The organism is Corynebacterium sp. HMSC055G02, from assembly GCF_001809065.1.
Lineage (GTDB): Bacteria > Actinomycetota > Actinomycetes > Mycobacteriales > Mycobacteriaceae > Corynebacterium > Corynebacterium jeikeium_D.
Map to the genome: position 1 here is coordinate 1 of NZ_KV795634.1, position 21,631 is coordinate 21,631.

Here is a 21,631-nt window from a genome sequence, read left to right on the forward strand (position 1 = left end):
TGGCATGCGGACACACTTTTCTTTACTTAACCCGAGATCACTACAGCAGTGCTTGTTGATGGTGGCTTTTACCGCAAACGTGCGGCAACACTGTTTGGTCATAAGACCGCAGAGGATCGCGCTGATGAACTGGTCAAGTACTGCCATCGCCATATACGTGAATCGCGCGCTGGACTGTACCGAATCTTTTACTACGACTGCCCACCGTCACAGCGGGTTGTTTATCACCCATTGCTCCAGCAGCAAGTCAACCTTGGTAAAAGTGAACTTTTTACCTGGACCAATGACTTCTTCACTGCATTGGCTAAAAAACGAAGACGATCCTTTACACGTTAACTACACCGGAAAACAGGACCCTGAGGACGACGAAGAAGAGCTCTAGCCCCTACTGGAACTGGCTGAGGTCAATGCCTTCCAGCGGGTCGGACTCGCGGATGTCCTCCTCCGGTGGCAGCGGCACCTCGCAGAGCACAACTGCCGCACCACACGGATCCTGCACGGTTGCCAGCGGGCCGAACTCGGTGGCCTGCGGGGCAACGAGCACGGAACCGCCCAGTTCCTCAGCCTTGGCGACAGCGGTGTCGATGTTCTCCACGCCAAGGTAGGCCAGCCAGCCAACGAAGCTCTTATCTGCCGCATCGGTCTGTGCAGCAACCGAGCTGGCTACCAAGCCAGCGAACGGCGCCCCGTCTTCCATCGCAACTGCGAAAGTGCCGTGCTCGTTCTTGTTGCGCACTGCGATTTCCCAGCCAAAGAAGTTGCGGTAGAAGTCCGCGACCTGCTCGAAGGTCTCCTCCAGGCCTGCGACCAGCTCGAACCACACTGGTGTGCCGGGCTCGCCCGCTGCGATGAAGGCCTGCTCACCCGGCTGTTCCAGTAGCCCGATGAGGCCACCGGCGGGGTCGGAAACGACAGCCATCGTGGATCCGTCGACAAGCGGGGTCGGTTCCTGGAAGACCTCGGCGCCGAGCTCACGCGCCTTCTCGACGGCACCAGCGGCGGAGTCGACATGGAAATTCACGCGCCACTGGTTGACGAAGGCATCCTCAGCGTCCTTATCGGCCTCAAGCAGCACCGACACCGGCATTCCGGACAGCATGGCAACGCGGCGACCAGCGGATGCCTCGCGGGCATCCTCATGGATTGGCGCGGTATTGCGATAAGCCCACCCGAGAACGCCGCGGTAGAAGCGCTCGGTCTTACGCGGTGCGGCGGAGAGCAGATCTACGCGCAGGGGCATGCCAAATTCGGCGGGAAATGCGGGCATGAGTTACAAGTTCCTCCACTTTTCAGGATCAAAGTCATCGTCGGCGGTGGCCTCATCAAAGTAGTCATCATCGACTTCATCGGCGGTGGCCACGCGTGCCGACATACCGGCAACAGAGACGACGTCCCCTGGACGCAGCACCTTGCCACGGCGGGTGTCGACCTCACCGTTCACGCTGACCTGGCCCTCGGCAATGAGTTCCTTGGCCAGACCGCCCGTTTCCACCAGGTTTGCCAACTTCAGGAATTGCCCGAGACGGATGGACTCATCCCGGATTGCGACATCGATAGGCTCCATGTCCTTAAGTGTGTCATACCCGGTGAAAATGGTCGGGGTTGGTTCGGGTCTGGTTCGGCTTTGGAGGCTTGGGAGACCTGGGAGCCACCCCATTTAAACTTCTATTTCAATAAAAACCTCGAACCGCGACGCAGATGAGGCAGCACACCCTAACATCGTTCTCATGTCTAATTCACGGTCTCCGAAGTGGCCCCGGATCGCCAGCGAAGCGCCACCTCGCCCTCCGCTACGCCATGTTATCGCCGCCTCGGTAGCCGTGAGCCTGCCGCTGATGACCCTGGCACTCATCTCAACTTCTGTCTCTGACCTGCTATTTCTGCCTCCTATTGGCGCTGCCATGGCGCTTATTGTCGGTGCGCCCAACTTGCCTCTGGCTCAGCCACGAAATGTCGTGGTCGGACACCTCATCGGCTGCACGACTGGCATCGCAATTCTGCACATGTTGGGTTCGACCATCATTGCTGCAGCGGTTGCCGCCGGCGTCGCCTTCGCGCTCATGCTTCTTGCTCGCGCGGCGCACTCCCCTGCCACCGCTACCGCTATGGTCACTGTGCTGATGCCACACGGTCATGGGCTTGCCAACGATTTCCGCTTCATAGGCTTCATTTTCGCTTCGTCGATCATGATCGTGATGCTTGGCATCCTCGCAAATCGACTGCGCGGCCTCCGCTATCCCACATACTGGTGGTAGGTGGATTCGGAGCTCAGCCTCGAACCAGCGCCAGGGAAATCTATGGATTCACTACTAGGCATCTTTGCAGCCCCAAATATAGTTCCGTCGCACTTTCTATAGTGATTTCTCGCTTTACGGCGAACACAACCTAGGCTTTCCTAGGTTATGAACTTTTACCTTCCCGAACTGCAACGAGAAAAACTCTAATGGAGCTTTTCGAGACACATCCACCAACGTTTAGATAGCTCGAACCTTTCCCCATTTCTCTAACGGAAAAATAGGCCGCCAAGAGCCTACTACAGAGACCAAGTAAATCCAGCTGAAGAATCACTAGATACAGATAACTTTTTAGTAATGAGAGAAAAGACCAAAAAATTTCAATACTTAAAAGGGAGATATCTGCCGTTGGTTATAGACTCCGAGGACATAACGACACCACGCAATAGCAGAGTCCACTGCTAAATCCGCAGTTACTTTATCGAGTTCTGGAACTTCATTCATTCCATGTCCTGAGTCAGTTTGGCGAGACCTTAGGTCCGCTACACCCTGAACCATCTTATTCAGTCCTCTACGTACCGACTCGAAAGCTTCGCTTGTCATCAAAGCTCCCCCTGATTCGCCAATTCCTAGCATTTTATGCACTTTGGATGCCCTCTCCATCACCCTGAGATCAATGATTTCCGAATCCTTCATTCCCATAGCGGAAAGAATTGCAGCAGCGACTGCTTCAATTACATCCTTCGCGTAACCTACGACTTCCAAGTAGTCATGCTCGATTGTTAAAGCTCGGTTTAGCTTCTTAACTTTTCGCGTAACCCCATCGATTGAAGGCAGATTACTCAAATCGAAAAGATCAAGAGGAACCCCTTCCGGCTCCTCAATCCTCTGACTCTCCAAAGACAACCTAAAACCATCTTCACGGCAAGCGCGGCTGAGATCTTGAATCAAGGCTTCATACCTTAATTCACCCTCCCAGTCGGAATAGTCACTATTCCGAAGCATCTGACTCAAAGCCCGAAGTCCCCGTGATGCTTCTTCTTGGTTGCCCCAGTCCACTCGTTTAGAAAAATTCTGCCCAATTTCAAGCGATGAATAAAGGTTTGGGTTATCCTTCAAAGCTTCAGGGTTCGGAGTATCGGGATGGAAGAACTCGAATCGAGCCCAGCACATATATGTCTCATACGGGGTCAGGAAATCTGTTAAACCCATCGCTGCACCACGGATATTTACGCTGACTAAATCAGGATTTTTCTTAACCATCTTCTTCTCTATCTCCTCTCGTCCTTAACCGCATACCCTCACGCGACCTTCTCCATCTGCTTCTTATCAGCATCTTAACTAGCAGGCCGGAATGAACAGCCTCGTTAAACGATGGTGCTTCGAACGTTGGCACCCATACACAATCGCCCCCTAATCTCTTAGCGTGCAAATTCACTTCGACGCTTTTGCCCTGGCGGTGCCGCTATACGGCATGGGACAATTGTCCTCATGCCAAAGCAGTGGATTAACAACACGACGACCGAAAAAATTGTCATCGTCGGCGCTGGTGGTTTTGGGCGAAACGTGGTCAGCTTCATCAAGGACATCAACGACTACGCAGCAGCCAACGGCCTACCACCGCAGTGGGAAATCCTAGGCATTATTGATGATGGCACCCCAGATATGACCTTTTTCCACAAAATGGGCGTGCAACTCTTGGGCAAAACCGAAATCCTCGCGGACTTGCCCGAGGGGGTTTATTACACAGTCGCAATCGGTAGCGGCGCAGCTCGACGTTCGATTGCGCAACGCGCAGATGCCGAAGGGCTCGTGCCTGCGACTCTGGTCCACCCAGACACCAGCATTGGCGCGCTGGTCTCGCTCGGAGAGGGCACGGTCATCTGCCCCGGGGCACGCTTGACCTGCAATATTGAGGTAGGCAAGCACGCCCAAATCAATATGAATGTCACAATCGGCCACGATGCAGTGCTGCGGGACTACTGCACAATCTTCCCGCTCAATGCCGTGTCGGGCTTTGTCACGCTTGGCGAGGCCTGCACACTAGGCGCCAACTCCGTAATCAACCCCGGCCTCACCGTCGGCGAGGGAGCTTACATCGGATCCGGAGCCGCAGTTACCAGAAACGTCGATGACTACACCGTTGTCGCCGGTGTTCCCGCGGGCGTAATTAAGAACCTGCGTTAGCCGAAACGTCCTTCTCCGCCGAATTCTCATCCGACGAACCGGTGAACTCGGTCATAGTCACTTGCCCCTCTTCCGAGATCCCTTCGCGCTTGAGCACCACCAATATTGTGTCGAGCAGGATCTTTGCATCGAGCAGTAGCGACCAATTATCCACGTACTGCACGTCGTACTCGAAACGTTCTTCCCAGGTGATGCCATTGCGGCCCGAGACCTGGGCAAGCCCCGTAATTCCCGGTGGCACCTCATGGCGGCGTGCTTGGCGCGGCGAATAGCGCTCTAGGTACTTCATGCGCAGCGGGCGCGGGCCAACGAGGCTCATGTCACCACGCAGAACGTTAAAGAGCTCCGGGAGCTCATCCAAGCTTGTGGACCGAAGGAATTTTCCCACCTCGGTGAGGCGGGACGCATCGTCGACAAGCCCCTTTGCCGGATTGACGTGGTGCATCGTCCGAAACTTGAGGATATTAAACGGCTCACCATCCTGGCCCGGGCGTTCCTGGCGGAATAGGACTGGCTTTCCCATGGAAAGTCGCACTGCCAGAGCCGTAGCGCCCATAACTGGCGACAGCACAATCAAGCCCGCTGCAGATGCCGCGATGTCGACGCCACGCTTAATTACCCGTTGCGCGCGGATGCTCAGTGAATCCATTGGTCATCTCCTACTTTTCGTTGAACATTTCGCGCAGAAGCTTTTCGGCACGCGCATCGACTTCCGCATTGGAACGGTTCCTGACCAGCCATCCGATTGCACCCACTGCACCGGCCGCGGCAAACGACGCTGCCGCAACGCGCAGTTTCTTGTGGTCATTCTGGTTGTCAGGCGCACTTTGCTTGACGACGGCCACCGCTGGCTCCGGCTCCGGCACAACCGGCTCCGCGGTATCGGTGACCATGACTGGTTCGGGCTCGGCTGCGGGTTCTGGTTGCGGCTCCAGCTCTGGTTCTGCCGATGCTGCGTCCTTGCGCCGTAGGCTCAGCATCGCAAATGCTGCTGCAAAGCCAAATAGCCATAGCGAACGGGAATCGTAGTAGTAGCCGGAAAAAACCTGTGCCACAAGAACCGAGAATGCCACGGCTGCGGTCAGACCAGCTTGAAGAAACTTGAATAGGTGGCGACAGGCGATTGCCAACACAACCAGCACAATCACAAACAGACCGATACCTATGACACCCGCTTCAGATCCGACTGTGTAGAAGATATTGTGCGGATGCTCCAGTGGACGTGAAGACCTCGGTGTCGACAGCACAACGAAGCTATGCAGGCCTCCACCAAAGATGCGGTGTTCACTCATGATTCGGAAAGCTTCATCATGGAGATAACCGCGTCCGGAATCATGTTCTTTTTCGAAGGTCAACTGGATAAAGCGCGTCTTAAAGTACTCTTCAATCTCGGTACCTGCGATGAACCGCGAGTATCCATACGCGACCGCTGCGGCGACTGCGACGTAAAAAACAGTCGCCCACTTCCAACCCCAGTGAAAAAACACAGCTATTGCGGTAAAGAGGACTACCACGGTGGTAGCAACCAGTACACCGCGGCTTCCCGACGCAACGAGACCGTAAGCAAATGGTGCAGCAAACAAGAGAACTGCCCACATGAACTTACGCCACAGCATGAAAAACACAGCTGCCGCGATGCCGTACAGCATGAAACGGGCAAAGACATTCGGGCCACCGCCGAACGCCGTCATGCGTCCGACATATTTCGGACCAGTAATGCCACCGTAGAGAAAAATAAGCGAGCAAATGGCTACTGCTAACCACAGCCATACCAGTGCCTGAGGATGCAAATAGAACAGTATTGCTGACATCGTGGCGATGAGCCCAAGCGTTATCAACGCAGTAACGACAGGAGCAACTTCGGCAGCTTCGGGGGCCCACAGTCCGGACAGCATCATCCAGAACAACCAGGCATAGAAAGCCACTAATGCCCACACGGCCATCGGCCACTGCTTTACATTGCCAGCGCCTTTCATCGCATTCAGCCAACTCTGGCGCTGCGCTTCTGGGGTGCCGATGGCTGTAAGGATTGCAACGATTACCAAAATCGGCAATGCAAGAGAGAGATCAGGAAGCGCCGAAGAGACGTCCTTCATCGTCGTGTCGCCAACGTAGAGGACACCAGCAAACATTCCCGCGGCCACCACAATAAACAGCGACTGCAGTATTGGTTTTCGCTGTTTTACAGTTTCTCCAGCTACCTCTGTAGAAGTCATCCCAGCACTTCCTTCAAAACACTAATCACCCGCGCGACGTCGTCATCGCCCAGCGCCGGACCACTAGGAAGAGTAATGCCACGGGAGAAAAGATTCTCAGCGGTGCCGTTGATGGTCGCTCGCGCGCCTTCATACACCGGCTGTAGGTGCATGGGCTTCCACAGGTGACGAGCCTCAATGTTGGCCTCACCCAGTGCTGCAATCACGCTGTCCGGGCTCAGGACGCCCTTATCGACGGCCTCCTGCGGCAACACAATTGAGGTCAGCCAGCAGTTCTCGGTGAAACGCTCGTCGGAGTCAGAGAGCAAGCGGGTACCTTTACCAGGGGCATCGTCGTCAAGCGAGGCGAGCAAATCGATGTACGCATCACGAATCTGGCGGCGGCGAGCAATCATGCCGTCCAGACGCGAGTGCTGCGCCCGCCCCAGTGCGGCGAGCAGACTGGACAGGCGGTAGTTGTAGCCGATTTCGGTGTGTTCGTACCAGGCGACGGGCTGACGCGCCTGCGTGGAGAGGTAGCGCGCGCGGGCGATGAGGTCAGCATCGTTGGACAGCAGCATGCCACCGCCGGAGGTGGTCATGATTTTGTTGCCGTTGAAAGACAGCGCGGCGGCACGGCCGAAACTGCCGGCCGGCTGACCATGGACGCTGGCACCGAGCGCCTCGGCGGCGTCCTCGATGAGCGCGATGCCGAGTTCTTCCAGGCGTGGCGCGAAGGCCGGGTAATCGGCGCAGCGGCCAAAGAGGTCCACAATCATCACGGCGGGAACGCTCTTGCCCTCGGCAAGCAGCTCATCGACGGTGCGGAGCAGCAGCTCAGGGTCGATGTTTCCGTCCTCTGCGGCATCGACGAACACCGGCGTAGCACCAACGTAAGCAATGGCGTTGGTCGTGGCCGCGAAGGTCATGGTGGAAACCGGAATGTAGTCACCTTCACCGATCCCCAGCGCAAGCAGCGCCAAGTGCAGACCAGCGGTGCCAGACGACAGCGCGAGCGCGAGCTCAACACCGCAGCGCTTGGCAATCTCCGCTTCAAACGCGTCTACTTCGGGGCCCAACGGAGCCACCCAACCAGAGTGGAGCGCGCGAACGACGGCCTGTTCTTCTGCTTCGGTGACTGTCGCGAGCGAAAGGAAGATCCGCTCATTGGGCTTGTTAGCGTCGGCGTTAGTCATTACTTCTGCACCTTTCGGACGCGGTTGAGTACCTCGATGAGCTGGTTGTACAGGCTGTCACGGGCAAAACGCTTCTCACCCAGTTCGCGGTTTCGCTGTCCCGCTGCGCGCATCTCATCGCGGTCGGAGATGATCTCAGCGAATCGCTTGGCCGCGGTCGGAATATCGCGCGAGAGACGCCAACCGGCATCGTGCTCGGTTGCGGCTTCCTCCAGCCAGCCACCATGGTTGAACACCACCGGACGCGATGCGGCCATGGCATCGAAGACCTTGTTCAGGGAGTTGCCCTCCAGGCAGGGGTCATCACGCAGCGGCGATAGCGCGATATCGGCGGCAGACACGTACTTGGCGACATCTTCCTTCGGCTGACGGCCGAGGAACATCGCATCGGCATCGAGGCCAGCGTCCTTGGCGCGCTGGTACAACGCATCCGAGTCGCTTCCCTGTCCCAGCAGGACAAAACGCACATTCTCCACGCCATCACGACGCAGCTGCGCCGCCAAATCCACAAGCCACTCCAGCTGGTAGGACATGCCAAAACCACCGGCATAGACAGCTACCACGTCATCGCCCCAGCCCTGCTCCTTTCGGAAAGCTGTACGCTGCTCGGCCGGGACATCAAAGCGCTCAAAGTCCGACGCATTCGGAATGACGGTCACGCGCTTCTTCGGAGCGACCTCTTTGACGCCATCGGCCATCGACGGCGACAGCGCCACGACCTCGCTCGATGCCGCATAAAATGCCTTCTCCAGCTGCTTGGCCAAGAAAATTGCCACCGGATTATTGAGGTAGCCCAACTTGATCGGCACCTCTGGCCACAGGTCACGGATCTCCGCCACCAACGGCGCACGCTGGGTAAACTTCGCCACGATTCCCGGAACCGCCACAGTCAGCGGGGTCGAGGACGCGTAGATCACGTCGGCAGGCACACGGGCAGCGACCGCGGAGGCGCGCACCAGGAAGTTCAAGAAACTGACGATACGCTCGCGCTTCGACATTTCATTGCGGTACGGAATCGCTAGACGACGCACGTGGATACCATCAACCGTTTTATCCATGGCCTCATCGCGACCACAGATCATTGTCACCTCGTGGCCTGCGGCGGCCATTCGTCGGGCAAACTCGTAGGGTCGGGAACCACCCGGCTCACCGGGGAGAACAAAGTGCTGGTGGATATAAGTGATTCGCATTGTTTAGGCTTCCTCGATTACGTCGACGGGGAGTTCTTCGGTGGTAGTTGATGGATTCTTCTGGCCTCCGCTTGGCTGCATCAGCGCCACTGCTGCAACAGCGGCTGCTGCAAAGTAGACAATTGCGCTGGTCCACGCGAGACCGAGGGCGTCTCCGAGAAGAATGCCCATCGGGTAACAAATGACAGCGATAACGGCGGAAATGAGCTCCACTCGGCCAATTCGACGGGGATTGTCGCTGCCGAGAATTTCACCGCACAGGTGTCGGTAGCAGCCGAGCACCACGGCCGCGATAGTCAGTGGCAGCACCAACTCCCGGGAAGGCTCAAACTCATGGCCGAATACCGGCACGATGAGGAAGTAGAGTGCCACCCCACCGAGCGCACCAAGTGCTCCGTACGCTGCAGTGACTATGCCAAGGTGTCGGAGCACACGAGATGGGGTGAGTTCGCGACCCCTCTGGTCGCTGGTGCGCTGATCGGCGACTGACTGCGCGATCCAGTACAGCGGTTCCGTCGCCGTCGCCACGACTACAAAAAGACCTAACGACGCCGGTGAGGCCAGCGCCGGCAGCAAAACGCGACCCAAGCGTGTGGTCGTCAACGGCCCCAGACCCGATGCGATGAATGGGGCATTTGTTCGTGCCGTCTCTACCACTCCGCCAACACGGGAATCGGTGTGTTTGCGTGACTTCGCTAGCGACCAGATTGCCAGTGGCAGTGCCGGGAAGATATAGGCCGCAGCCCACCAGCGCCAGTCCTCGACTCCGGCGAAATAGAGCGCAGCGCTTATTAGCAGTACTGAGCCCTGAAAACCGACGAATACTGCGACGAAGAAGGACACTCGATGGCGGCTGATAGCCATGGCACGGACCATGGAAAATGACACGGTAACCAAGGCGACGACGCCGGCCATTGCCGTCCACGGTCCGTAGACGACTCCTGCGATGGCACAGGCAATCAGAGCGACCACAGTCATGGCGAAACCACTCGGAATGAGACCGTGGTCGTAATCATCGCGGCGCAGCAAAAGCCGATCGGCCCCAAATCCGACGAATGGCGCCACAATATAGGCGAACTGCAAAACGGTAGCGACCTCGCCTCGACCGGCGGGCCCCAGCACTCGCGCGGAAAGAATACTGACCACAAAGGCGACGACTGCGGCGAGCGCTGAAGCTGCCGAAATCGTCGCAACTGTTCGAACTCTTTGCGCCAGCTGCCCGGAGTTAGAGGAGCTGGTGGTTGTCACGGTGGGGAGTCATCCTAACTATTTTGCTTTCGAGCTAGCGGTTGCAAGTGATTGTGCACCGGTGGGATGCGCCTCAATACTGCTTTGCGCCCCACCGTGCTCTGCAAGCCAACGACGTGCAGCATCGTGATTATGTGTGCACGGGAGAATCCGCGAATTCAGCCGTTCCGGCTCAACACGTACCTCAGTGATTAGCGGATGACGATCACCGATCTTGGGAACCTCGCGGTCATCAACCAAGTCCTCGGAGATTTTCTCACCGTCACGAAGACCCGTGTAGACAATCTCTACGTCTGCGTCATGGAGCCTAATGAGGTTCTCCGCCAGCTCAGCAATCTTGACCGGCTTACCCATCTCCAGCACCAGAGTCTCACCGGACTCTGCAATAACGGTAGCCTGCAGCACCAGCTGCGATGCCTCCGGAATGGTCATGAAGTAGCGCTGAACGTCAGGATGCGTCACCGTCACCGGGCCGCCCTCTTCAATCTGACGCTGGAAAGTCGTAATGACCGAACCGCGCGAGCCAAACACGTTACCGAAGCGGACAGATGCCCAGACACCTTCGTGAGTTTTCCCCATGTGCGCAGTCAGACGTTCCGCAGCGCGCTTGGATTCACCCAGAATCGAGGCCGGGTTCGCAGCCTTGTCCGTGGAAATATTAATAACGGTTGAAACGTTAGCCGCAGCCGCTGCATCCAGGACGTTCTGGGTTCCGATGACATTGGTTTGCACTGCTTCTGCAGGGTAGCTCTCCAGCAGTGGCAGGTGCTTGAGAGCTGCAGCATGGTAGACAACATCGGGCTTGCGCTCGGTGAAGATTTGCGTCAGCATCTCCGCGTCACGGATATCAGCCAGGACGGTATCGGAGCCGTCGAGAAGCGCCGAACCCGTCAGCGACAGCTGCGTGGCATGCAAGCCGCCCTCATCGCGATCCAGCATGATCAGTTCTGCCGGCTCAAAGCGGTGAACCTGTCGGCAGATTTCCGAACCGATAGAACCTCCAGCGCCGGTGACCAGCACCTTCTTACCGCGGATTATGGAAGCGACCTTGGATTCATCCAGGTGCAGAGGCTGACGGCCAATGAGGTCGGCGATGTTAATTTCGCGCACCTGCGAGGTAGCGACAGCACCACGGTGGCGCGAGTACTCTTCCACCGGCGGCAGAATGAGCAGGCGCAGCGACGATTCCTCACAAATGTGGTTGAGGACGTTGATGCACTCAGTGGACAGTGGCTCATCAGTCGCAATGATGACCGACTGCGCCGAAGTGCGCGATGCGAGCTCACCCAGCTGATCAATTCCACGAACCACGCGGAGACCATGGATACGAGAAATATGGTTCTCGCCGCTTTCTTTGGGATCGACGATTCCAACCAAGTGGAAGCGGTTCTCACGGGAGATACCGGAATCCGTAAGGCTGTTAATAAAGAATTTGGCTCGACGGCCTGCACCGAGAACAATCAAGCGATCATCCGTCTGACGGGAGCCAAAGTTGTTGGTAATCCAGCGAGCGAGAGTTCGGGTATAGATACTTGCCAAAGTTGCGACACAGCCGCCTGCGAACGGAACGTACCACGCAATTTCCGGGAAGGTCTTCAGGATTTGAGCTAACCCAGTGGCTGCGGTAGCGCCGCCCATGCTGATGCTCAGCAGAACAATATCTTCAGTTCGACTGCCGGGCCATACGCGTTGTGGGTTGGTGTACTCCCCGAGCAGCAGGCCGAGCAGGACGATGACGGCCACGGCGACAGCGACAACCAAAAAATTAGTGCCTGATATTTCAGAGAAAGATACCAATTCACCGCGGACGATTCCGTTAGCGGCGGACAGCGCAATCAGCCAGGCGAGTACGTCAAATACGCACCAGGCGAGCTGCTTCCAGTCTCGGATAAACATTCTTATGCCTTTTACTGCTGGTTAAATTTTCTTACGCACAATGCGTTCCACAGGCTTGGCATACTATGCGATATGAACTACATTTACAGCCCCCTACTACAAAGGGCTACCCCATCGTTCGGGTAGCCAAAAAGCCACCTTTACCACTCATCATTCTCCCTGGTAAAACAACGTTTCACCAACTGTTTACTGAAGCTTCAATCTGTTTACATTCATCTAACTAGCTGTACAAACTAGCTTCTAACGCAACCACTTCCTGACGATTGCAATTAATGCAAAATCACCTCTTTATTGAGATATTTATTCAAGGAAGTATTTGCGTGAATACTCAAACAATCGTTTTTGACAAAAGGGTTACACTTCCCCGTGAGCACATCATCAATGCGTCGGGCACGCGCTTTCATCACCCGGAAGCCCTTCCTTGCTGCCCTGATGCTGATTCAAAACCGGATGGGTCAGACACAGAAGACCACACAGTTCTGGCAGGCCCACAAAAACGGCGAAGACCCGACCAAATAAAAGCACTCTTACATGCGCCCATATTAAATGCGCACCCAGTATGCGTATTATTGATATATGTCGTCGCACGCCACACCAGAACCCCAATCCCCCACAACCAAACCGCCTACTAAGCCTGGCAAGAAGCGCCGCATGTCCTGGCATCGCAAGGCCGGTATGCCAGTGCGCTGGTGGTTCGCCTCCATCATTGTGGCAGCACTCATTCACCCTTTCGTCACCGATGGCCGTTGGCTGTTGGTGCATCTCTTTACCCTCGGCGCCGTCACCAACTCCATCCTCATCTGGGGCCGCCACTTCACCGAAAAGCTACTGAAAATCGACGTGCCCGTTGGCAATCGGAAGATTCAGTTGGCAAATATTTACCTGCTCAACGTAGGTATTGTCGCGACGGTCGTCGGCAAGCTCGGTGACTGGTGGCCAGTGACCACCACCGGCGCGACGGTCGTCGGCGTCGCCGTCGCATGGCATGCGTTTTCCCTCGGACGCGACCTGGTAGCGAAGCGCGATCGGCCATTCGCCATCTCCGTTGCACACTACGTCGCGTCGGCATGCCTACTGCCCATCGGCGCTGCACTCGGCGCCATCCTCGCATCTCCTAAGGGCAAAGCGCTTCACGACGACCTCCTACTGGCACACGAAACCGTCAACCTCATTGGCTTCCTCGGGCTCGCGGCCTGCGGCACGCTCATCACCATGTTCCCAGCGCTGTGGCGAACCCGGATGTCGCCGCATTCCCGCCCGAAGCTGGCACTAGCAGTACAGCTCATAGGTATCGCAATTACTGCGATCGGTGCACTGACCAGCTTCAACTGGTTGGACTCCGTCGGCCTTGGCATTATCACTATCGGCTGGGTCATAGCCGCCATCCCGTGGGCACACAACGTCATGACTGTCGCTAAAGACCCGCGCGACCGCCTCAGCTACCCGGCGTTGTCTGCTGCAGCTGCAGTCGTCTGGCTAATCGGCACACTCGCAGTCGCCACAGTCAAGGCGCTTGACGACGGCTTCGTAATCTCATCCCTCACGCTGCCGCTGGTAATCGGTTTCGGCGCCCAGTTGCTTATCGGCATGATGAGCCAACTCTTGCCCGCCACCATCGGCGGAGGTGCTGGCCCAGTCTCTGCCGGTATGAAGGAACTTGACCGCGCGGGCGCATTCCGCTGGTCAACCATCAATATTGGTCTGGCACTGTGGCTAATGCCGCTGCCTTCCTGGACCAAAGTGGCGGTCTCCGCAATGGTCTCCCTTGCCTTGGTGTCTTATCTGCCACTTGTCGGCCGTGCCGCGAAGGCTCAGATTGGTGCGTTAAAAGAGAGTCAGAAGGCACGGGCGAACAAGGAAGCACCGCCGAAACCGGTCGAACTGCATGCAACTGCACGTCGACTCGGTGCTCAAACGACCGCTGCTCTGGCTGTATTGGGCCTGGTAGTAACCGTCGGCGTTGCGCTGAGCGGTGGCGGTGGCGGTACAGGAAGCATTGAAACCACCGGTGATGTTGCGTCCACCGGAGATACCGTCGAGGTGACGGTTACTGCCAACGATATGACCTATACCCCGAACGTTATAGAGGCGAACCCCGGCGACCGACTGGTCATCACCATGGTCAACGCTGATTCCCAGGTCCACGATCTGCGCTTGGCCACCGGCGAGGACACCGGACGTGTCGCCCCTGGCAACTCCGCCACCATTGAAGTGCCGGTTGTTCCCGGTGACATTGACGGCTGGTGCACCATTGCTGGTCACCGCCAGATGGGCATGACGCTCACGGTCAATGCAGGTGGCTCGAATCATTCACACCGCACCGGGAACAGCGGCCACTCCGACCACGCAACGCCAGGCGCACTCGGGAATGTCGGCGAACAGCCCGGTCCGGACTCCCCCACCATCAACCCGATGTTAGAGCCCGCCGAGGACGCCACGGTTCACCACGTCACGCTGCGGGCCAGCGAATTCACCGGCTACGCTGCCCCTGGCGTCGAGCAGCAGCATTGGGTATTCAACGGCAAACCGCTGGGGCCAACTTTGCGCGGCAAGGTGGGCGACGAGTTCGTCGTCACGCTCATTAATGACGGCACCATGAGTCACTCCATCGACTTTCACGCCGGCATTGTTTCGCCGGACGAGCCAATGCGCGACATCGCCCCTGGTGAGAAGCTTGAGTACCGCTTCCGTGCTGACCGCGCGGGCATCTGGATGTACCACTGCGCAACCATGCCCATGTCCATGCACATCGCTGCCGGTATGCACGGTGCCGTCATCATCGACCCACCGAATCTCACTGATGTTGACCACGAGGTTCTTCTGGTGCAGTCGGAAAGCTACTGGGGCGAGGACGGCCCCGACGCCGACAAGACCATGGCCGAGGACCCCGATATCTACAAGTTCAACGGCTACCCCGACCAGTATCTCACCCACCCAATTCGCATTCGCGCAGGTGAGACGGTACGTTTCTGGGTACTTGCCGCCGGCCCCAACAAGGGCACGAGCTTCCATATCGTCGGCACGCAGTTCCATCGCGTGTACAAGGAGGGCGCGCTTTTGCTTGACGACGGCGTGGGCGGTGCCCAAGCCCTTGACCTCGGTGCCGCGCAGGGCGGTTATGTTGAGGCCGAATTCCCGGAGCCAGGCACGTACCGCTTTGTTGACCACCAGATGGTGCATGCCGAAATGGGGGCACGCGGCAACATAGTGGTGAACTAAACCAGGGTTTACAACTTAATTGGAGCGTCTTCTGGCTCGACAGCGCGCGGCAGATTGGACTCGCCCATCAGGTACTGGTCCACGGCCTCGGCGCAGGCGCGGCCTTCGGCGATAGCCCACACAATCAAACTGGCACCACGGCCATTGTCACCGGCCACGAACACGGGACCGTCGAAGTTCTGCTCGATGTCGCTGCGCACGGCGAGGTAGTCGTCGTCACGCATCATCACACCGCGATCGTTGAACTGAATCCCCAGCTCATGCGACAGACCACCGCGCTCCGGACCGGAGAAGCCCAGCGCGATGAGAACTAGGTCGGCATCGAGTTCGAAATCCGTATCCTCCATAGGCACACGCTTGCCATCGATGACCTCGACCTCGTTGGCGGACAGGCCGGTCACGTGACCGTCCTCGCCGTGGAAGGAGACGGTGTTGACGTTGAAGACGCGCTTGCCCAGGGTCTCGCCGGTGACGCGAGCGTTAAGGCCGAGCGCCTCGGTAACCTCTGGCGGTTCGGAACCGGTGATGGTGTACTCGCCCTCTTCGTGGGCAGTCGCCACGCGCCAGACCAGCGGGTACATCGGCCACGGAGTCGACGCCGCACGGGACTTCGGCGCACGCGGGCGAATATCGAACTGCGTGACGGACGCCGCGCCCTGGCGCAGCGCGGTACCGAAGCAGTCGATACCGGTGTCACCGCCGCCAATGACAACGACCTTCTTGCCCTTCGCATCAATCGGCGGGGTGTCGAGCTCGCCTGCGGCAACGCGGTTGGCTCCCGGCAGGTACTCCATAGCCTGGTGAATACCCTCCAAATCACGGCCATCGACGGGCAGGTCGCGGGCCAGCGATGCGCCGGTAGCCAGCACAACTGCGTCGAAATCGGCCAGGTCAGCAGCTGTCGGTGAGACGTTGGTACGGAACTCGGTGCCCTCGATCTCCATCTGCTCAAGACGGCGGTCGAGGAAGCGCTGCTCCATCTTGTAATCCGGCACACCGTAGCGCATCAGACCACCAATCTTGTCGTCGCGCTCGAAGACCGTGACATCATGCCCGGCGCGAGTAAGCTGCTGTGCTGCAGCAAGGCCCGCTGGCCCGGAGCCGATGACAGCGATGTGCTGGCCGGTGTCGAAAGTCGGCACAATTGGCTGAACCCAGCCCTCATCGAAGCCGCGTTCAACGATGGCCAGCTCGATGTTCTTAATGGTCACGGCATCGTCGTTGATGCCGAGCACACAACCGCCCTCGCACGGAGCCGGGCACAGGCGACCGGTCCACTCGGGGAAGTTGTTGGTGGCGTGCAAGCGCTCGAAAGCCTCGTGCCAGCGGTTCTGACGAACCAGGTCATTCCACTCCGGAATGATGTTGCCCAGCGGGCAGGCCGAGTGACAAAACGGCACGCCACAGTCCATACAGCGGGTCGCCTGCTGTTGCACCTGCTCGTTGCTAGCCTCCTCATAGACCTCTTTCCAGTCCATCAGACGCAGCGGAACCGGGCGATGAGCAGGCTCTTCGCGCTGGAATTTCATGAACCCCTTCGGATCAGCCATTGGTTACTGCCTCCATGATTGCCTCGTTGATGTCAGCGTCGTTGTCCTTTGCCTTCGCGACTACGTCGAGAATTCGGGCGTAATCACGCGGCATGATTTTGATGAACTGTGCAGCCGGGAACCGAGTCTTAGAACCCGTGAGCTTGCGGTGCTTCGACAGCGTGGCCTCCAACCAGCTGATGTCCTCATCATCGAGCGGCACAATATCGACCAGCTCGGTGTTGATGTTCGCCCGCGTCGCCTCGTTATCCAGCAGGTAAGCGATACCGCCACTCATACCGGCGCCGAAGTTGTGACCGACCGGGCCCGCCACTACGACGCGGCCACCGGTCATGTACTCGCAACCGTGGTTACCGATGCCCTCGACCACGGCCGTAGCACCGGAGTTACGCACGCAGAAGCGCTCACCGACAGTGCCGCGGACGAAGATCTCACCGCTGGTGGCACCAAAACCAATGACATTGCCGGCAATGGTGTCGGTAGCCACATCCGCGGTCGGCGGGGCCGAACGTGAAGGTCGAACCACAATCTTGCCACCGCACAGGCCCTTGCCGACGAAGTCGTTGGCATCGCCCTCCAGCTTGATGGTCACACCGGCCGGCAGGAACGCACCCAGCGAGTTACCGGCGGAACCGAGCAGGTTGACGACGATGGAGTCGTCGGCAAGCCCCTGCTTACCTGCGACTTTGGTGACTTCATACCCCAGGCGCGTGCCCACGGAACGGTTCACATTGCTGATGGCATGGTGCAGCGATACCGGTGTCGGCGCCAGCCCATTCGCGCGCGCCGTACGCAGCGCGGGCTGCGCTTCGTCGATGAGGCGCTCGTCCAACGCGCCCTCAAGGCCGTGGTCCTGCGCCTTCGTGCAGTAGGAATCCTGGTCCGCAAAGAAGGGGCTTTCGGCAACGTGCAGGATTCGCTCCAGGTCAAGCTTTGCGACGCGCGGAAGGTTGCCCAGATCCTTGCGCGGACGCAGGCACTCGGCATGTCCGACCGCTTCATCGATGGTGCGGAAACCCAGCTCAGCGAGGTATTCACGGACCTGCTGGGCAATAAAGGTGAAGAAGTTGACCACGTGCTCGGCACGGCCGGTGAACTTGCTCCGCAACTTCGGATTCTGGGTGGCAATACCGACTGGGCAGGTGTCCAAGTGGCAGACGCGCATCATGACGCAGCCCTCAACCACCAGCGGAGCGGTAGCAAAACCAAACTCCTCAGCACCCAGCAACATCGCGACCACGACATCACGACCGGTCTTGAGCTGGCCATCGCACTGCACGCGGATGCGGTCGCGCAGCCCGTTGAGCATCAGGGTCTGCTGGGTTTCAGCGAGCCCCAGCTCCCACGGACCGCCGGCGTGCTTGAGGCTGGTCAGTGGCGAGGCACCAGTGCCGCCATCGTGGCCGGAGATCAGCACGACGTCGGCATGCGCCTTCGAGACACCAGCGGCGACGGTGCCCACGCCCTGCTCGGAGACAAGCTTGACGTGAATGCGGGCGCGCGGATTGGCGTTCTTGAGGTCGTAGATGAGCTGCGCCAAATCCTCGATTGAGTAGATGTCGTGGTGCGGTGGCGGCGAGATCAGACCCACGCCCGGGGTGGTGATGCGGACTTCCGCGATCCACGGGTAGACCTTGTTCGGTGGCAGCTGGCCACCTTCCCCGGGCTTTGCGCCCTGGGCCATCTTGATCTGGATGTCGGTGCAGTTGGACAGGTAGTGGCTGGTCACACCGAAGCGGCCCGATGCGACCTGCTTGATGGCAGAGCGCTTCCAGTCGCCGTTGGCCTCCATTTCGAAGCGGTCTGGATCTTCGCCGCCCTCGCCGGAGTTGGACATCGCACCCAGGCGATTCATAGCGATGGCCAGCGTCTCATGTGCCTCCGCAGAGATGGAGCCGTAGCTCATCGCGCCGGTGGAGAAACGCTTGACGATGCTGGAGACCGGTTCGACCTCATCAATGTCGATAGGCTCGCGGTCGGAGGCGAACTCGAGCATGCCGCGCAGAGTTGCCAGCTGCTTGGTCTGCTCATCGACCTTGTTGGTGTAGTCGCGGAAGACCGCGTACTGACCAGTGCGGGTGGCATGCTGCAGCGTGTAGATGGTCTCCGGGTTGAACAGGTGGTACTCGCCTTCGCGACGCCACTTGTACTCGCCGCCGAGATCCAGCTCGCGGTGGGCCTGCTCTTCCGGACGCGGCAGGAATGCGCTGCGGTGACGAGCCGCAACATCTTCTGCGACCTCATCGAGACCGATACCTTCCAGCGGAGAAACAGCTCCGGTGAAGTACTCGTCCAGGAACTCCTGCGACAGACCGACGGTGTCGGCCAGCTGAGCGCCACGGTAGGACTGCAGTGAGGCGATACCCATCTTGGACATGACCTTCAGCACGCCCTTAGAGGCGGCCTTGCAGTAGTTCGAGCAGGCCTGATCCAGCGTCAGATCACCAAGCTGATCCTTCATGCGCAGCTCATCGATGGTTTCGAAAGCCATGTACGGATTAATGGCATCGGCACCAAAGCCCAGCAGCATGGCCATGTGGTGCACCTCGCGGGCGTCGCCAGCCTCAATGATGAGGCTGGCGCGCGTGCGAGTGCGCTCCTCCACCAGGTGGTGGTGGACCGCGGAGGTCAGCAGCAGCGACGGGATGGGGGCAAAGCGCTCGTTGGACTCACGGTCAGACAGCACAATCAGTCGGGCACCACGGTCAATGGCCTCAGAGACCTCACGGCGAACACGACGGATAGCGTTGCGCAGGCCACGGCCACCGCGGGCGACCGGGTACAGGCCAGAGATGACCTCGGCACGGAACTCGGAGTACTCCTCGTTCTTGCCCGCCTGGCACAGGGTGACAAAGTCGTGGTTGTCCAGGATTGGATGCTCAAGCCGGATGCGACGGGCGGCATCGGCGGTGGGCTCCAGGATGTTGGTCTCTGCACCCAGCAACGTATTCATGCTGGTGATGGACTTTTCGCGCAGCGAGTCCAACGGCGGGTTGGTAACCTGCGCGAACCGCTGCGAGAAGAAGTCGAACAGCATGCGAGGGCGGTTGGACAGTGCCGCAATCGGCGTGTCTGAGCCCATCGAACCCAGGCCCTCCGCGCCGGTGAGTGCCATCGGGCGGATGATGAGGTCAACGTCTTCCTCGGTGATGCCGAAGACGCGCTGCCGCAACACCGCGCGGGCATGCGGCATGTACTGGTAGCGCTCTCGTGGCAGGTCGGTGATGTCGACCAGGCCCTCTTTGATCCATTCCTCGTATGGACCGGTGGCGGCCAGCGTGGACTTAATCTCCTTGTCCTCAATAATGCGACCGGCCTTCATGTCCACCAGGAACATGCGCCCCGGCTGCACGCGCGTGCGCTGCACAATCTGCTCCGGCGGGATATCCAGGACACCAGCTTCGGAGGCCATCACCACCAGGCCCTCGTCGGTCACCCAGATGCGCCCCGGGCGCAGACCATTGCGATCCAGGGTGGCACCGATGACCTGGCCGTCGGTAAAGCAGATGGCAGCGGGGCCGTCCCACGGCTCCATCAGGCAGGCGTGGTACTCGTAGAACGCGCGAACCTGCGGGCTGAGGTTGTCATCGTGCTCCCAGGCCTGCGGAACCATCATCATGACCGCATGCGGGAGACTACGACCACCGAGATGCAGTAACTCCAGGGCCTCGTCGAAACGCGCAGTGTCAGAACCGTTGGGGTCGCACACCGGCAGCGCGCGGTCGATGTTGCCCAGCTTGCCAGAGCGAATCAGCGACTCGCGGGCGCGCATCCAATTTTCGTTGCCGCGCACGGTGTTGATTTCGCCATTGTGAGCGACGTAGCGGTACGGGTGTGCCAGCGGCCAGGACGGGAAAGTGTTCGTGGAAAAGCGCGAGTGCACGATGGCGAGCGCGGAAGTGACTTCCTTCTGCTGCAGGTCAAGGTAGAAATCCTTCAGCTGCGGAGTAGTCAGCATGCCCTTGTAGACGATCGTGCGGCTGGACAGCGACGGGAAATACACGGTGTCGCCACCAGAGCCCTCGCCGGCGCCCTGTTCACCCAGCTCACGCTCGCAGCGCTTACGCAGGAAGAACATCTTGCGGTCGAGATCGATATTGCTGAGCTGGCGACCCTCGTAGTTCTTCGCGGTAACGAAGAGCTGACGCAGCACCGGCATAGCCTGGCGAGCCATCTGGCCAAGCCCGTCAGCGTTAATCGGCACATCGCGCCATGCCAAGATCTCGATGCCCTCTTCGGCGCAGATGTCTTCAATAGCCCGGATGGCATCGAGGGTGGCCATGCGCGACTGCGGCAGGAATGCAATACCGGTGGCATAGGTGCCAGCCGGCGGCAAAATGACGCCTTCCTTGCTCAGCTCAGCACGGTAGTAGGCATCCGGAACCTGAATGAGAATGCCGGCACCGTCGCCGGTGGTCTTCTCAGCGCCGGCGGCACCGCGGTGGTCGAGGTTGACCAGTGCCTGAATGCCCTTTTCGACAATGTCATGAGTCTGGCGACCGTAAATGTCGGCAACAAAGGCCACGCCACACGCATCATGTTCGTTCGACGGGTGGTAGAGACCTTCCCTCTGAGGACCACGAGGCAATGTGGTCGCTGTTTCGGTCAGAGTCATGGCTGTCTTAGCTGTCATGGCTGTTTTCCCCTTGTAGGTGCAATGTGCCAATTGGGGGACACGGGTTATCTATATTTCCAACTGTTTTAACAATGCACTTT

16 protein-coding genes are annotated in these 21,631 nt (G+C 58.6%); 5 read left to right on the plus strand and 11 right to left on the minus strand.

Translation table 11 applies throughout. The features are described 5' to 3' along the window. Positions 1–382: hypothetical protein (locus HMPREF2547_RS10890; protein ID WP_210383939.1), on the plus strand; the 382-nt coding region annotated here is incomplete at its 5' end. 3 nt (positions 383–385) lie between these two features. On the opposite strand, the gene HMPREF2547_RS01320 is transcribed toward HMPREF2547_RS10890, so the two are convergent. Next, positions 386–1,267 carry a VOC family protein gene (locus HMPREF2547_RS01320; protein WP_070604497.1) on the minus strand — a complete coding sequence of 294 codons (882 nt, stop codon included), beginning with the start codon at positions 1,265–1,267 and terminating at the stop codon, positions 386–388. A gap of 3 nt (positions 1,268–1,270) precedes the next feature. Continuing rightward, positions 1,271–1,564 (minus strand): RNA-binding S4 domain-containing protein, encoded by a 294-nt coding sequence (locus HMPREF2547_RS01325; RefSeq protein ID WP_005510922.1) that lies wholly within the window; start codon positions 1,562–1,564, stop codon positions 1,271–1,273. Positions 1,565–1,727: 163 nt separating this feature from the next. Here HMPREF2547_RS01325 and HMPREF2547_RS01330 point away from each other — a divergent pair, with 163 nt between their 5' ends. Next, positions 1,728–2,255 carry an HPP family protein gene (locus HMPREF2547_RS01330; protein ID WP_049189801.1) on the plus strand — a complete coding sequence of 176 codons (528 nt, stop codon included), beginning with the start codon at positions 1,728–1,730 and terminating at the stop codon, positions 2,253–2,255. Positions 2,256–2,621: 366 nt separating this feature from the next. Here the strand turns inward: HMPREF2547_RS01330 and HMPREF2547_RS01335 are convergent, their stop codons facing one another. Then, complete coding sequence (locus tag HMPREF2547_RS01335; RefSeq protein WP_070601361.1) at positions 2,622–3,497, minus strand: abortive infection family protein; 876 nt, start codon at positions 3,495–3,497, stop codon at positions 2,622–2,624. A gap of 228 nt (positions 3,498–3,725) precedes the next feature. On the opposite strand from HMPREF2547_RS01335, the gene HMPREF2547_RS01340 reads away from it, so the two are divergent. Then, complete coding sequence (locus HMPREF2547_RS01340) at positions 3,726–4,421, plus strand: acetyltransferase (RefSeq protein WP_070601362.1); 696 nt, start codon at positions 3,726–3,728, stop codon at positions 4,419–4,421. Here HMPREF2547_RS01340 and HMPREF2547_RS01345 read toward each other — a convergent pair. Genes HMPREF2547_RS01345 through HMPREF2547_RS01370 form a run of 6 tightly spaced genes read right to left on the minus strand, consistent with a single transcriptional unit; the run spans position 4,405 to position 12,146 of the window. Continuing rightward, complete coding sequence (locus HMPREF2547_RS01345; protein WP_070604499.1) at positions 4,405–5,070, minus strand: sugar transferase; 666 nt, start codon at positions 5,068–5,070, stop codon at positions 4,405–4,407. The genes HMPREF2547_RS01340 and HMPREF2547_RS01345 overlap by 17 nt on opposite strands. Positions 5,071–5,080: 10 nt before the next feature. Continuing rightward, entirely contained in the window at positions 5,081–6,637 is a 1,557-nt protein-coding gene (locus HMPREF2547_RS01350) for an O-antigen ligase family protein (RefSeq protein WP_070604502.1), read from the minus strand. Further along, the gene (locus HMPREF2547_RS01355; RefSeq protein WP_070604504.1) at positions 6,634–7,812 is read right to left on the minus strand and encodes a DegT/DnrJ/EryC1/StrS family aminotransferase; all 1,179 of its coding nucleotides are present in this window, start codon (positions 7,810–7,812) and stop codon (positions 6,634–6,636) included. Before HMPREF2547_RS01355 ends, HMPREF2547_RS01350 begins: the two co-directional genes overlap by 4 nt. Further along, entirely contained in the window at positions 7,812–9,002 is a 1,191-nt protein-coding gene (locus tag HMPREF2547_RS01360; protein ID WP_070595857.1) for a glycosyltransferase family 4 protein, read from the minus strand. Before HMPREF2547_RS01360 ends, HMPREF2547_RS01355 begins: the two co-directional genes overlap by 1 nt. Positions 9,003–9,005: 3 nt before the next feature. Next, positions 9,006–10,250, minus strand: coding sequence for a lipopolysaccharide biosynthesis protein (locus tag HMPREF2547_RS01365; RefSeq protein WP_048731977.1), 1,245 nt, complete (start codon positions 10,248–10,250; stop codon positions 9,006–9,008). An 18-nt stretch (positions 10,251–10,268) separates the two neighbouring features. Then, positions 10,269–12,146: a polysaccharide biosynthesis protein gene (locus tag HMPREF2547_RS01370; RefSeq protein ID WP_070601367.1), complete on the minus strand. Its 1,878-nt coding sequence runs from the start codon at positions 12,144–12,146 to the stop codon at positions 10,269–10,271. Positions 12,147–12,512: 366 nt separating this feature from the next. Here HMPREF2547_RS01370 and HMPREF2547_RS10825 point away from each other — a divergent pair, with 366 nt between their 5' ends. Both HMPREF2547_RS10825 and HMPREF2547_RS01375 read left to right on the plus strand, forming a co-directional pair. After that, positions 12,513–12,665, plus strand: coding sequence for a hypothetical protein (locus HMPREF2547_RS10825; protein WP_161798520.1), 153 nt, complete (start codon positions 12,513–12,515; stop codon positions 12,663–12,665). Between the two features lie 132 nt (positions 12,666–12,797). After that, entirely contained in the window at positions 12,798–15,365 is a 2,568-nt protein-coding gene (locus HMPREF2547_RS01375; protein WP_070604506.1) for a multicopper oxidase domain-containing protein, read from the plus strand. 8 nt (positions 15,366–15,373) lie between these two features. Here HMPREF2547_RS01375 and HMPREF2547_RS01380 read toward each other — a convergent pair whose 3' ends face one another. Further along, positions 15,374–16,915 (minus strand): glutamate synthase subunit beta, encoded by a 1,542-nt coding sequence (locus tag HMPREF2547_RS01380; protein WP_070604507.1) that lies wholly within the window; start codon positions 16,913–16,915, stop codon positions 15,374–15,376. Then, entirely contained in the window at positions 16,908–21,530 is a 4,623-nt protein-coding gene (gene gltB / locus HMPREF2547_RS01385; protein WP_070604531.1) for a glutamate synthase large subunit, read from the minus strand. The genes HMPREF2547_RS01380 and gltB overlap by 8 nt, the downstream gene beginning before the upstream one ends. Positions 21,531–21,631: the final 101 nt, after the last annotated feature.

Excerpts from the sequence above, each read along its gene's own strand:
- HMPREF2547_RS01320 (WP_070604497.1), bottom strand. The coding sequence starts at position 1,267 with ATGCCCGCATTTCCCGCCGAATTTGGCATGCCCCTGCGCGTAGATCTG.
- HMPREF2547_RS01325 (WP_005510922.1), bottom strand. The coding sequence starts at position 1,564 with ATGGAGCCTATCGATGTCGCAATCCGGGATGAGTCCATCCGTCTCGGG.
- HMPREF2547_RS01330 (WP_049189801.1), top strand. The coding sequence starts at position 1,728 with ATGTCTAATTCACGGTCTCCGAAGTGGCCCCGGATCGCCAGCGAAGCG.
- HMPREF2547_RS01335 (WP_070601361.1), bottom strand. The coding sequence starts at position 3,497 with ATGGTTAAGAAAAATCCTGATTTAGTCAGCGTAAATATCCGTGGTGCA.
- HMPREF2547_RS01340 (WP_070601362.1), top strand. The coding sequence starts at position 3,726 with ATGCCAAAGCAGTGGATTAACAACACGACGACCGAAAAAATTGTCATC.
- HMPREF2547_RS01345 (WP_070604499.1), bottom strand. The coding sequence starts at position 5,070 with ATGGATTCACTGAGCATCCGCGCGCAACGGGTAATTAAGCGTGGCGTC.
- HMPREF2547_RS01350 (WP_070604502.1), bottom strand. The coding sequence starts at position 6,637 with ATGACTTCTACAGAGGTAGCTGGAGAAACTGTAAAACAGCGAAAACCA.
- HMPREF2547_RS01355 (WP_070604504.1), bottom strand. The coding sequence starts at position 7,812 with ATGACTAACGCCGACGCTAACAAGCCCAATGAGCGGATCTTCCTTTCG.
- HMPREF2547_RS01360 (WP_070595857.1), bottom strand. The coding sequence starts at position 9,002 with ATGCGAATCACTTATATCCACCAGCACTTTGTTCTCCCCGGTGAGCCG.
- HMPREF2547_RS01370 (WP_070601367.1), bottom strand. The coding sequence starts at position 12,146 with ATGTTTATCCGAGACTGGAAGCAGCTCGCCTGGTGCGTATTTGACGTA.
- HMPREF2547_RS01375 (WP_070604506.1), top strand. The coding sequence starts at position 12,798 with ATGTCCTGGCATCGCAAGGCCGGTATGCCAGTGCGCTGGTGGTTCGCC.
- HMPREF2547_RS01380 (WP_070604507.1), bottom strand. The coding sequence starts at position 16,915 with ATGGCTGATCCGAAGGGGTTCATGAAATTCCAGCGCGAAGAGCCTGCT.
- gltB (WP_070604531.1), bottom strand. The coding sequence starts at position 21,530 with ATGACTCTGACCGAAACAGCGACCACATTGCCTCGTGGTCCTCAGAGG.